At 53.5% G+C, this 12,945-nt stretch carries 9 protein-coding genes; all 9 read right to left on the reverse strand.

Translation table 11 applies throughout. The features are described 5' to 3' along the window. Window positions 1-12 precede the first annotated feature (12 nt). Window positions 13-2,229 (reverse strand): phage tailspike protein, encoded by a 2,217-nt coding sequence (locus tag CKF42_RS11555; RefSeq protein WP_111208248.1) that lies wholly within the window; start codon window positions 2,227-2,229, stop codon window positions 13-15. 82 nt (window positions 2,230-2,311) lie between these two features. Further along, window positions 2,312-3,346: a glycosyltransferase gene (locus CKF42_RS11560; RefSeq protein WP_009089262.1), complete on the reverse strand. Its 1,035-nt coding sequence runs from the start codon at window positions 3,344-3,346 to the stop codon at window positions 2,312-2,314. Window positions 3,347-3,392: 46 nt separating this feature from the next. Then, window positions 3,393-4,145, reverse strand: coding sequence for a glycosyltransferase family 2 protein (locus CKF42_RS11565; protein WP_046102193.1), 753 nt, complete (start codon window positions 4,143-4,145; stop codon window positions 3,393-3,395). Between the two features lie 69 nt (window positions 4,146-4,214). Beyond that, window positions 4,215-5,132 carry a glycosyltransferase family 2 protein gene (locus tag CKF42_RS11570; RefSeq protein ID WP_009089259.1) on the reverse strand — a complete coding sequence of 306 codons (918 nt, stop codon included), beginning with the start codon at window positions 5,130-5,132 and terminating at the stop codon, window positions 4,215-4,217. A gap of 114 nt (window positions 5,133-5,246) precedes the next feature. Next, complete coding sequence (locus tag CKF42_RS11575; protein ID WP_009089257.1) at window positions 5,247-6,383, reverse strand: EpsG family protein; 1,137 nt, start codon at window positions 6,381-6,383, stop codon at window positions 5,247-5,249. 277 nt (window positions 6,384-6,660) lie between these two features. Beyond that, window positions 6,661-8,838 carry a tyrosine-protein kinase Wzc gene (wzc, locus tag CKF42_RS11580; RefSeq protein ID WP_009089255.1) on the reverse strand — a complete coding sequence of 726 codons (2,178 nt, stop codon included), beginning with the start codon at window positions 8,836-8,838 and terminating at the stop codon, window positions 6,661-6,663. Between the two features lie 12 nt (window positions 8,839-8,850). Continuing rightward, complete coding sequence (locus tag CKF42_RS11585) at window positions 8,851-9,285, reverse strand: protein-tyrosine-phosphatase (RefSeq protein WP_009089253.1); 435 nt, start codon at window positions 9,283-9,285, stop codon at window positions 8,851-8,853. Between the two features lie 9 nt (window positions 9,286-9,294). Beyond that, window positions 9,295-10,434, reverse strand: coding sequence for a polysaccharide export protein (locus CKF42_RS11590; RefSeq protein ID WP_009089251.1), 1,140 nt, complete (start codon window positions 10,432-10,434; stop codon window positions 9,295-9,297). Window positions 10,435-10,721: 287 nt separating this feature from the next. Next, a complete protein-coding gene (gene wbaP / locus CKF42_RS11595) occupies window positions 10,722-12,155 on the reverse strand; it encodes an undecaprenyl-phosphate galactose phosphotransferase WbaP (RefSeq protein ID WP_111208249.1) in 1,434 nt (477 codons plus the stop codon). Window positions 12,156-12,945: the final 790 nt, after the last annotated feature.

The raw sequence follows: 12,945 nt of genomic DNA on the forward strand, positions 1-12,945 counted from the left end.
GTCATGCAAGGGTTAGGACTTAATGGCAAAGTAAGGCAGGGCAACCTGTTTCCCGTTGATGACCACGGAAACAAAGCCTTCCGGCTTGCTGGTATCGACCTGGTCGGCAGAGAGCGGACGCGACGCCATCAGCAGATCGCCCTGCTCGTTGGCCCCGACACCCGCTTTGCCGTTGTGCAGGCTGAAGCGCTGCGGCGCACGTTTGGTTTTATCGCCCGCCGGCGGATTGCCTGGCTCCATCCGCGCGTTAACGCGCGCGCAGCGACCGGTAACAAAGCGATCCTTGCCGGTGGTTTTCACCAGCACGGCGGCCGACGGCGTCCAGCCCGCCAGTTTGACGAAGAGGCGAACGTCGGTGTCATGTTCAGCGACATAGCGCACATCAAGGACCGGGCTGCTGCCTTCGGCTGACCAGCTCGCTTCAGAGAGATCTTTCTTGCGCTGCACGTGGATCACGGCGCGGCCACCGGTGGTTTTGTCGCTGATCAGGTTCATCAGGGGCTTGTCGCCGCTGCCGTTGCTGAACTGCGCCTGACCAAAGATTTCGATCTCCCAGGAGTCGCCCACCGTGGGTGAGTAGAGGCTGCCGAGATCAAACCAGGTCTCCTGGTTGGTATTGTTCTCCAGACGCCAGCGCGAGGTGATGTAGTTGTACTTCAGGCTGCCATCCAGCGCGACGCCGTAAGATTCAACGCGGGTCGACCCCATCTCCCAGATGCTGAGCAGACGATCGCCCTGCATCGAGTTATCGATCCAGCTGCCTGACTGCAGGCTGGTCTGGCGCATATTGAGACGCGTGTTGTGGGCGATCAGCGGGTTCTTACAATCCTCCAGGCTCAGCGCATCAACGATCCACTGGCCGTTGGAGAGATCGCCCGGGTTGTCACAGTGCTCAATCCAGCCGTTGTGAATAATCGACTGACCGCAGCGCGGCAGGTTGAGGACTTTGCCCCCACGGCAGTACTGCGCGTTGAAGTTCGACAGCTCGATAGCGGTGCTGTGGTCCCATTTGCCCTGCTTCTGTCCTGACCAGCCCGATTTGATGACGTCGCCGCTGCAGCGGGAGGCGTACCACTGGTCGATTTTACAATCGAGGGTATCCTGCAGGCTGATCGCGGTACCGCCGACGGCGTTAAAGCGCAGGCAGGCACCCCGGAAATATTGTCCGCCCGGGCAGATGTTATGGAAAAAGCCCTGCTGGTTCGGACTCTTATCGCTGTTGCCGTTAAAGATCAGGTTGGAAAGCTCGACCCGGCGGGCATTCATCTGGAAGACGAACTCTGACTTACCATCGGAAACGAGGGTGGTCGCCGGGAAGTAACCAAAGTTGACCATCGCACCGGACATGCGGAAGAAGTTGAGATACTTGTCGCCCAGGTTGCAGGCGGAGACCATAAAGGTCCCGGCCGGGAACTGAACGCAGATCTGCTGGTTCGCCTGCTGCGACCACTGGAACATCGCCATAATGGCGGGTGCCGTATCGGTTTTCCCATCGGCGATGGCACCGAAATCAAACAGCGTCAGACGGTTGAAATCGTCTACAACACGACGCCAGTGAAAGCCGTCACCGGCAAAGTTGACGCCGCCATCATTCTGCGCGGGCTGGAAGCTGCCGACGAACTCGCCGCCGCCCACTTCCCGTCCCTCGTGCCAGCTTTTGAGTTTGATCTTAGCCCCTTCAAACAGCGGACGGGTCTTGCGTAACTCCGCCACGGACGGGATCTCGCCAATCAGCTGATAACCCGCCGGCTGAGACAGGCGCTGACTGAAATCAGCGGCGCCCGGGCGACTGACATCCGGGATGTTAAACAGGGTCTGCCCGTTATTATCTTCTACCGTCATCGAATGCGAAGGATCGGCAATCAGCGCAGCATTATCCTGAATAAACTGCGCAAAGTTGCCCTTGTTCAGCGCGATAGGCTGAGCAATCTCGGAGACTTTACCGCTGGCGTCACGCAGGAAGACCGGAATCTGGTTGCCAGGCTTGCTGGCATCCACACCGGCTTTACCAATCCAGAGCTTACCCTCAAAGCTCTGCCAGAACTGCGGTGGCATCGCGTAGACATTTTCCGGCGTCAGGATCGGCACGTCTCCTTTCGGCACGGCGGTGGCATCAACCGGTTTCAGGGCAATGCCGTTACTTTTAGCAGCGTAGCTGGAAAAGGTGCTCACGGAGAGAGCCCCCACCAGAGCGGAGGCGGCGGTCTGTAACACTTCTCTTCTTTTCATGCATCAATTCCCGTAGTCAATAAGGCCATTGGCCATGGCGGTGTCCCTGAGGCACGTCGCAAGTGAGCGTTTCCAGCTCCGGTTAAACCAATGACAGCCAGCTTTTTTTGATCTGATTACCGTCGAATTTCAGCGCGGTCTGTTTCGTTTTTTCGCTCATGGCATAGAGCAGCGCATCATCTGTCGCCAGCTGCTCCATTCGCGCCAGAAACGTGGCTTTGTCATTCATGGGCACCAGGAAACCATCTTCGCCGTGGTTGATGATCTCCTGAGGCCCGGTCGGGCAGTCGTAGGCGACGACCGGCAGTGACCAGGATTTGGCTTCCAGCAGCACCAGCGGCAATCCTTCATAGCGGGAGGTCATCAGCGCCATGTCGCTGTCGCGATAGTAGTCATTGATGTTGCTGACCTTGCCGACAAACTTCACGCTGTCCGTAATCCCCAGCACTGCCGCCTGATCGTGCAGCTGCTGACGCAGTTCACCGTCACCGGCAATCACCAGCGTCCAGTCCGGGTGTTTTCTGGCAAAGTCGCGCCAGATATCCAGCATCAGGTCAAACCCCTTCTGGTTATCCAGACGTCCGACGGCCAGCGCCTGACGGGAGCGGGTCTGGCGCTGATAGCCTTTGTAAACCACCGGATTGGGGATTTGCATGCTGGGAATGCGCCAGCGGCTGAACACCTGATGATCTTTGTCGGTCAGAACAATCACGCGGTCGTAGTAGCGCAGCAGCAGGAACTTGAGGAACTTAATCGGTTTGCTGAAGGAGTTAATGGCGATATGTTCGCAGGCGTAGGCTTTTCCACGCTTCTTCTTCATCAGCAGCAGATTCCAGAAGGCGAACATCACGCTCAGGCGGCCCATGCTGATCAGGAAGACGGTGTCGAAACCCTCTTCATGGATTCGGGCAACCGCGCTTTTGATGGGGTTACTCTGCCCTTCGAAGCTGACAATCTCTTTGACATGCTCAAACGGGTAGAAGGTTTTTCCGCTGCCTTCCAGCGAGTAGATGGTGACGTCATGCGTTTCGCCAAGACATTCTGACATGAAGTTACAGATGTTCTCGGTGCCCGCATAGGAGTAAGCATCTTTGATCACCAGGACAATTTTTTTCATGAAACGCTATCCACCTCAAATTTTAAAGACAATCCTGTCGACGGGCTTAACGATGCTTAAGGGTAAACAGCACACCATTCACCATATACCAGGCGTAATAGTAATAGATTTTTAAAGGATTGTTTTTATAGATAATTCTTAATAATTCGAGGTGCCACTGGGCCGCTTTATTCTTATTACGTGAAAGGGAATCCCCTAACTCGTAATAGTTGACCAGAATCGTCTGAATTACGCGTGCCTGCTTGTAGCGGGTGAACAACTCATAGAGAAACAGGAAATCTTCGTGCCCTTTGCGCTGGAAGAAGAGTCCCTGAGGCGGGCGGCGGAAGCAGACGGAAGAGAAGCAGACGCGATACTGCTTTTTCACGAAATTTTCCTGCTGCAGATAAGGTTTGCCGTAGGTGATGTCGTGCTCAGCCTTGCGGGTTTTGTAGTGATACTCGGTAATGACAAAATCATCACCGGCCTCAATGGCGGCCACCTGCTGAGTCAGCTTATCCGCATGCCATTCATCATCACTGTCGAGGAAGGCGATGATCTCTTCCGTAGCCGCACGCAGCCCGACGTTGCGGGTCTCTGCTGCGCCCATGTTGACCGCGTTGTCCAGAATGGTGATGCGCGGGTCCTGGCAGTGCTCGCGCACAAACGCCAGCGAGTCGTCAGTGGATTTATCGTTGACCAGATAGAGGTGCCAGTCGGTATAGTGCTGGTTGATCACCGATTGCACGGCGCGTAATACCGTCTGACGGGCATTATACATAGGCATCACAATGCCAACGGTTCCAACAGAAGTCTTCATCTTCAACCCTGAATTAAATGAAAAGAGAGTGGCTCCTGATATCAGGAGCAGAGCGGGACGCGCCGCGCGTCAGGAGATCGCTTTCTCACCACCGAAACGTGCTCTGACCTTGTCTTTGACCCGGTTCATGAAATAGGCACGGTTATCTTTGTTGGTGAGGAAGAAGTAGCGGGCAAAGCTCAGGCTCGCCATCAGCGACTTGCCATCCATCTTGTAGCGCAGCGGCAGCTTAAAGGCTTTGTAGGTGTGGATATCACGCGGGGTCAGATGCGGCTTCATGGTATCAAGCCAGAACATCGAATATTTCACCGATTCGCCTTTGTGCTTCGATCCAAATTTGGTGACCAGATGATAGTTCGCCAGCGGCGCGGCAATCATCACGAAGTCATAGCCCATGCGGTCGGCACGAATACAGAAATCATAATCCTGATGGCGGATATAGCGGGTATCGAACTGAATTTTTGCCGCGTCTTCCCGCTTCAGCACGATGGTGCTGGTCTGGATAAAGCCGTAGCAGCCGAACAGATACTCGGCGACGGTTTCGTTTTTGCCTGGTGGCTGCATCGGCATCACTTTCAGGAACGATCCATCCTGATAGATATTGACCTGACTGAAGATGACAAATTTCTGTCTGCCCTGCCCCTCCAGCTGCGCGATTTTCTCGCTCACCTGCTGCAGTTTGTCAGCGGCCCATTCATCATCGGCGTCCAGGAAGCTGACATAGTCGCCGGTGGCCAGCTCAATGCCTTTGTTGCGCGCACCGGCGCCGTTAAGTTTCACCTCAGAGAGCACCAGATTGATATCCAGCTCCTGATAGCGTTCGCTGCGAACAACGTCCGCCAGCGCTGCGGCATCCGCCGACTTATCATCAACGATGATGACCTCAAAATTGCGATACGTTTGAGCTTTAACGCAATCCAGCGTCGTGACAATCGATTCTGACGCGTTATAAGCCGGAATTACGATAGAGAAACGAATGTCCTTCATGGCCAGCACCTCATCAAAATAATTCAAAAATAAACAGTTCAGTCGACAACCGTCGAAGAAAAACCGGGGATCTGACAGGCGGCTGCCTCTCTGGAGAGTCCAGCCGCCCGGTAATCAGTGAATCAACCAAAACTCCCGCGCCACTTCATAGCCGGTCACCGCCTGCTTGGTTGAAATGGTGTTGTAGTAGAGGTAATAGAGCAGGAAGAACACCAGCATGCCAAACAGCGCGGGTTTCCATGACCGTCTGGCCTGATAAATCAGCGAGGTCAGGATGATCGGTTCAACCTGCTGCAGATAGTTAGACAGACGCGAACCGGATGGGAAGTTGTACAGGAAGATCCTGATCGCGCCGCCGATGGCAAAACTTAAAATCAGCAGATAGTTAAGACGATACTGGGCGTAATTTTCGCGCTTCAGCTCATCGGTCAGCATGAAATAGAAAAACACAAACACCAGCATGATGTTTTTCAGGTTCGACACCGCCAGGATACTGCCACCCATCGCATAAGAGGGGTCATTGTTATAGCCCGACGCCCTCTCACCCAGCGATCCCAGATGTCCGGCAATCAGGGCAATAAAGCTGGAACCGCCCACGACGGAGAGCGGCAGGCTGGCCACGATGATGATCACCGGCCACCAGCGCCAGTCACGAATAAACAGGAACGGCACCAGCGTCACGACCATGATCCCGGTGTTGTGACTGGTGAACGACAGCACGAAAAAGGCAAACGCCCACCAGTAGCGCTTGAGATAGATCGACCACAGAACGCCAAGGAACAGCGCCGAGCTCAGGCCAAAGCGAATCTGGTTGATGTCTTTGTTGATAAAAATGTGCGCCGAATAGAGCATCAGCGCCAGCACCGGATAGGGTGACATCTTCCGGAAAAAGTAAGTGTTAATGAAAACGGCAATGGCGCAGAAGACAAACAGAAAGATGCTGGCGTTGTGCGAAAACAGGCTGGTCAGCCAGGCGATCGCAAAAATCAGCGGTTCATAACGGAAAAATGCGACGGTTTTAAAGAAGCCGTTAATCTCGATACGTCTGACAAAGTCTTCAAAGAAACTCCGGTACTGGAAATCATCCATGCCGGTGCCGAGACCGCGAATCCCCCCGAAAACAATCAACAGTATGGCGGCCACACAGAGCAGCCAGGTCAGAATATGATTTGTGCGTTCGTCTTTTTTTAGCGCGATTTCAAACAGCGCAAGCAGCAGTAAAAAGCCTGATACATACCAATAGGGAGCCATGGTGTGATTCCTTAATTCCACAAGTTCTCATGCCAGCAATCATCCTGCTTCGCCTTCCCGGCCGGCTTTTCCGCGAGCCAGAGAGCACGATCACAAATGACGTGCGGGCGATGCCCTGCTGGAGATGAAGTCTGTTGAGTGACGCTCGCCATGCGATTTATCGTTTTATCGCTTTTCCGGGTCCGGACAGAATAACCTGTGTCAATTGATGCGTGTCGTCATTCAAAGGGACGATAAAAAGGGGCGGTCAGACCGCCCCCTGTTGCTTACTCAATGATCAGCTTTTGTTGGTCTTGCCGTAGTCGTAGGCGTAGTAGTCGTAACCATAGCCATACGCGTTGGCCGCTTTACGCACCACGGCGTTGAGGATCACACCTTTAATCTCAATACCGTTCTGGGCAAAGCGTTTGAAGCTGACGTCCACTTCTTTCGTGGTGTTGGCTTCGAAACGCGCCACCATCAGCGAGGTGCCTGCCAGCTTACCGATAATTGACGCATCGGTAACGGCCAGGATAGGTGGCGTATCGATTAATACCAGGTCGTAGTTCTTGCTCGCCCAGTCCAGCAGCTCACCCATGCGACGATGCATCAGCAGCTCAGACGGGTTCGGCGGCACCTGACCACGAGGCAGGAAGTCGAAACCGTATACCCCCTGCTGAATCAGCGCCGGGCTGAACTCGGTTTTACCGGACAGAACGTTGGACAGGCCTGATTTGTTATCCGCGCCCAGCAGTTCGTGGGTGTAGCCACGACGCATGTCGCCATCGATGAACAGGACACGCTGGCCCGCTTTCGCGACCAGGGTCGCCAGGTTGGCACAGATAAAGGTTTTACCAATACCCGGGCTGGCGCCGGTGATCATCAGGATGTTGTTTTTCGCTTCCATCATGGCGAAGTGCAGGCTGGTACGCAGACTACGGATCGCTTCGATAGAGAGGTCAGTCGGGTTACCCAGTGCCAGCAGCGTTTCGTGCGGGTCGGTTTTCACCTTGCTGCCGCGACGCGCCAGGGCTTCGGTATCCTTTTTACGCTGCCAGTCTGACAAAGGCACGCTGGCATAGACATTCATGCCCAGCTCTTCCAGCTGATCCGGGTTCTCGATGCCGTGATGCAGCAGCGCTTTCAGCAGAACCAGACCGACCGACACGAACAGACCCAGAATCAGGCTAGCGGCGATGATCAGCATCTTCTTCGGTGCGACCGGCGCGTTTGCTGTCTGCGCGCTGTCGATGATGCGGACATCACCCACGGTGCTCGCTTTACTGATGCCCAGCTCCTGCTGACGGTTCAGCAGCTGCATGTAGATCTCCTGACCAGACTGAACGTCACGGGTCAGACGCAGGATTTCCTGCTGAGTCTGAGGCATGCCAGAGATTTTCTTGTTCAGCTGAGCCTGCTCATTCTCCAGCGTTTTACGTTTTTCCAGCAGCGCACGGTAGGTCGGGTGATCTTTGGTGAACAGCTGAGAGACTTCCGCTTCACGGAAGGTCAGTTCGTTCAGCTGGCTCTGCACGCTGACAGAGGAGTCCAGGGCAGATTTCGCTTCCAGTGACAGGTCAACCGACTCGTTCTGACGACGGAAGGCGTTCAGTTTGTTTTCCGCATCATCCAGCTTGCTGCGAACGGCAGGCAGCTGAGTGCGCAGGAACTCCAGACTTTTCTCGGCCTGCTCAGACTTGCGCTCAACGTTCTGCAGCAGATAGTTGTTCACGATCTGATTCAGGACTTTGCTGATCTGCTCCGGATCTTCACCCAGGTACTCCAGACCCAGCACGCCGGTATCTTTACCTTTGTCAGCTACGGTCAGGTTGGAGAGAACAGAACGGATCGCCTGCAGGTCGTTCAGCTTGGTGACGGTGAAGCTGGTGCCTTCGTCAGCGTGGATCTCGCTGACCAGCATGGTGACGTCGCCGTGCGACTCCAGCTGACCGACTTTACCTTTGAACAGCTCATCACCATCTTTAGAAACGGTGTAGCTCTGCGGGCCGGTCACTTCCAGTTCCACGTTACGCTTGTCGATGGTGCGTGGGATTTCCAGGCGGGAAATCGCGATGCTGGCAGGTTTATTCCCCATCAGGCGCGACAGACCCTTACCGATAACCGGGAAGTAGTTCTGCTCAACCACGGTATCCAGACCCAGATCGTCAACCGTTTTGCCGATGACCATACGGGATTCGAGGATCTCGATTTCCGTATCAGACGCCGGGGTCGGTGGCAGAATGCTGTCAATTTCGTTCAGAACGGTGCTGGCGTTCTTCTGCTCAACCTGAACCAGCGCATCTGCGCTGTAAATCGGTGTCGCAAACAGTGTGTAGAGTGTTCCCGCCAGCATGAAAAAAGCGGTAACGGCAACAATGATCCAGCGATGATCAATTAGCTGTCCCACAAGATGCGCCAGATCCCATCCATTCGACTCCTCTCCCGGCGCGGTTCTGACCTTATTTTTTATATTCATGGATAATCCCAACTATCGGCTTAATACGTTGACCCACTTCTGGGTAGCGTTTTCCAGTAACCCGTAAATCTCTTCAAAGGCCTCACGGCTTTTTCGATACGGATCCGCAATTTCTTTCTGATTGAGCCAGTGCCCAAGCAGCATGGTTTTGCCACGCGCAGCGGGGTCGATGCGATTCACCTGTTCAATCTGTCGCTTTTCCATCACCAGAATCAGATCGGCCTGACGGCACATCTCGGCCGTCAGCTGCTGCGCCTGGTGACCGTCCAGCGACAGACCCTGCGCAGCGGCGACGTCAGAGGCTGTCTGGTCGGCCGGGTGGCCTACCAGCGCCCCCAGGCCAGCAGAACGAACATCCAAATCGGGCAGCGCGCGTTTAAACAGGCGCTCTCCGGTGGGAGAGCGGCAGATATTGCCGACGCAAACGACTAACACGGACGTAATCATGGTCAGACCTTAGTTCGACCAGTTGCGGATACGCAGCGCGCTCTCGCTCACATCGTTGATACCCGCAATGGTTGGCAGTAATTGCGAGATCACACGGTTCCAGCGCGTCAGCGGTGTAGAGGTGACATAAACGATGTCGTAAGGCTGAAGCTGGAAATCGGTGCCCATCACCATGGATGCCGCATCTTTGGTGTTCAACTGATAGATGTTGGCAATCTTGCTGCGATCGGTACCGTGCAGTGGACGAATAACGAAGACACCGGTGGCGTCAGAGGTGGTCTGATCCATCCCGGCCGCATTACCCAGCGCTTCCGCCAGCGTCATGCCGCTGCGGTCCATTTTCAGGGTCGCCTGCTGCTTCACTTCGCCCATGACGAAGATTTTCAGATCGTCATTACGCGGAACGTAGAGGATATCGCCCGGATAGAGGAGATGGTTCTGGCTCAGGTCACCATTCTGCATCAGCGCCTGCAGAGAGACACGCTGCTCACGACCATTGTGCGTCAGCACGACGTTACGCCAGTCTGCATCGGCAGCCAGGCCGCCCGCGGCGTTAATCGCATCCAGAATCGTCAGCGGCACGTTGGTAATCGGCTGCTGGCCTGAGGTGGTGACAGAACCGGTCACGTAGGCTTTCTGTGATTTGAACGAGGCGATGCTGACATCAACCTGAGGACTTTCGATGTACTGTGCCAGGCGGCGGGCGACTTCGTTACGAACGTCGCCGACGGTACGGCCCGCGACACGCACACGACCGATGTAAGGATAGAAGATGGTGCCGTCTGAGTGTACCCAGTTGCCGGTGTCGCTGGCGCTACGATACTGACCGGCTGGGGTGGTCAGCTCCGGGTGATCCCAGACCGTGATGGTCAGGACATCGCCCACACCGATACGGTATTCGTAGTTCTGAATTTCGTTCTGGAGAGTCGGGTTCGCCTGGGCCACCAGTGGCTTAGGACGCATCTTCTCAACCAGTGAAGGGGTTAACGGAAAGACGTTGACGTATTTGTCGATGTCAAAGTTGCTATCCTGCTGCTCAATGACATCTTTTCCCGACGTAGAAAGGCGCTGACCTGGTTCGATCGTACACCCGCTGAGGAATGTGGCGGATACCAGCAAGGGTATCAATTTCATTTTGATTGTAATCATTTAGATCTTCGCTATCAGTTATTTATTGATAGAGGCGAAACCGCCGCTGTGTAAGCGTCCAACAAAAAAAGTAAATCCTGCCTGACTTAAGCTCTGAACCTGTCGTTCATTATCCTTGCTCCACTTGTTATACGTTGTCGCCATCTGTCAGGGCGAATCTGCGTGCCGTGCATCATAGTAGACCAATAATGCACGACGATATCCCTGACGATGGCGCCAACAACGACACGCCTGACAACGGCACAACACCTCTGAGTGCGCGTTAACGCACTCCTTTCGACTCATACTTAATACGCACCGTCACGTTTCAGGACGACACCCACTGTTTTGAACAGAATGGCGATGTCATTCCACAGTGACCAGTTTTTTACGTACCACGAGTCGAAATAGACGCGGGTTTCATAGTCAACATCATTACGACCGCTGACCTGCCACAATCCCGTCATGCCTGGCTTAGCCATCAGGTAATAATCAACATCACCAGCATAACGGCAGAGTTCATCTTCAATGACCGGACGAGGACCGACCAGGCTCATATCACCGCGCACCACATTCCAGAGCTGAGGTAACTCATCCAGACTGGTTTTACGAATGAAGTGGCCCACTTTAGTAATACGTGGATCATTTTTAAGTTTGAAATCTTTATCCCATTCCGCACGTGCAATCGGGTCAGTACTAAGGACCTCTTCCAGCACTTCTTTGGAATTAATCACCATCGAACGGAACTTCAGGCATTTAAATTTACGGCCATTCATTCCTACACGTTCGTGACCATAAATCGGCGGTCCACCATCACGGCCAACCAGGAAGCCGAGCACCAGCAGCGCAGGCATCAGCATCAGAATAATCGACAGCGCACCGACAATATCGAATGTCCGCTTCAGGAAGCGCGACGTGCGTTTCGCCAGGTTGTTCTGAACACGCAGAATCATCACTTCATGGCTGAAGATGTAGGCCATGTCGGTCCCGTAGAGCGGCACACCGCGCAGGGTCGGGATAACGGAAACGGAACGGCAGTTGTGCATCGCCAGCGATTTCAGCCACATATCGCGGTACTGACTCTGCTCAAACTCCACCGCCACGATGAACTGGGTTTCACTGCTGGCCAGATGCCAGAGTTCCTGCTCGTCACGCAGCACCGGCACGCCGTTCATGATCTCCTGCGGGCAGGTTCCATCAACGTCATAGAAGGCCACCACGTCAAAGCCCATCACCTCTTCGCTTTGCAGCGCCTGCCAGGCTTCGTGGGCATTTTTGCTGCTGCCAATAATAATGGTCTGTTTTTTCCACAAGCCATTTTTATTAAGCAGACGTTTTGCCAGGGCGCGACAGGTTGGAATGAAAATCAGCGCCAGTACCCAGGTCAGCAGCCAGACGAAACGCGACATCTGCCACTGCGACAGCGCGGTAATCGACAGGTCAATAACAGAAAATATAAGAATGGTACGAAAAACTTCTTTTAATTCGAACCAGAAAGGTTTGCGGTAAGTGTAGTGACGAAGTCTTACCCAGAACCAGCCGATGCAAATAATTGACAGACAAATGTGCGTGGCAATTTGTAGATTCATTTCTTTTTCAGAAATATCTGCCAGCGGCGAATCTGACTGAACATTAATTAGCATCATCGCTATAAATAAAGCTGCGTTGAAACAAATTAAATCTGAACAGGCCAGCGTTAATTTGGTAATAAGACTTTTAAACGTAAATTGTGTATCGCGCATATTTAACTCTTTATTTTATTTCCTTTAACCCGCAACGGCTATCGCCTGTTTAATCGCTGAACGATGAAGCCTCTTCAGACTGAGCCGTTTCTAAGGGGAGCTCCTGCGGCGTTTACGCCCATGATCTTAACCATAAATCCAATAATATTGTGATGAATACCAACAGATTACTCTGACTTTAATCACCGCCAGCGCTGCTCATTTTATCAACGAAAAACACGATTCAGGCACGCTACCGCCCTTGGCTGTCGCTGCCAATATCGCTGTCATCATTCATATTGCTCCCCATAATGCGTCAGCGTTACCGGAACGCATCATACAGACGTTCGCGCTCAAATTACGCAATCCGGACATTGCGATTAATGTCGAATTGGTACGCAAATTACGACTCTGGGGAAGAGTTTGCTAACTTGTTGCTATACTAGTTATTACTGGCTTGTTTACAAGCAGGTCCCGCTATCCCTGGACTATTTTAGGAAAAAGACTACCAGCGATTAGTATTGGAGCCAGACAGGCAGTGCAATCCTTTCGTAATAATTCGGATTAATGCCATACTCCCGCTGCGATAAATCGCATAAGCCCCGCAGGTGAATATCGTTTTCACGGTGCAGAATGAGTAAGAATTATCTCCCCTCCCCTCTGCAGAGTTAATCAAACCGTCACACCGTTATGCTCATCTTTTGCACGATAAATCCGGGCTATCCGGCTGCAACGCCCCTGCCCTGTCATTTGTACCGGGCTTCGCACTCCACTATCATCAGAGAAAACGCAATTTAAAATATTCAGGTGA

It is taken from the genome of Pantoea sp. ARC270, assembly GCF_003236725.1.
GTDB lineage: Bacteria > Pseudomonadota > Gammaproteobacteria > Enterobacterales > Enterobacteriaceae > Pantoea > Pantoea anthophila.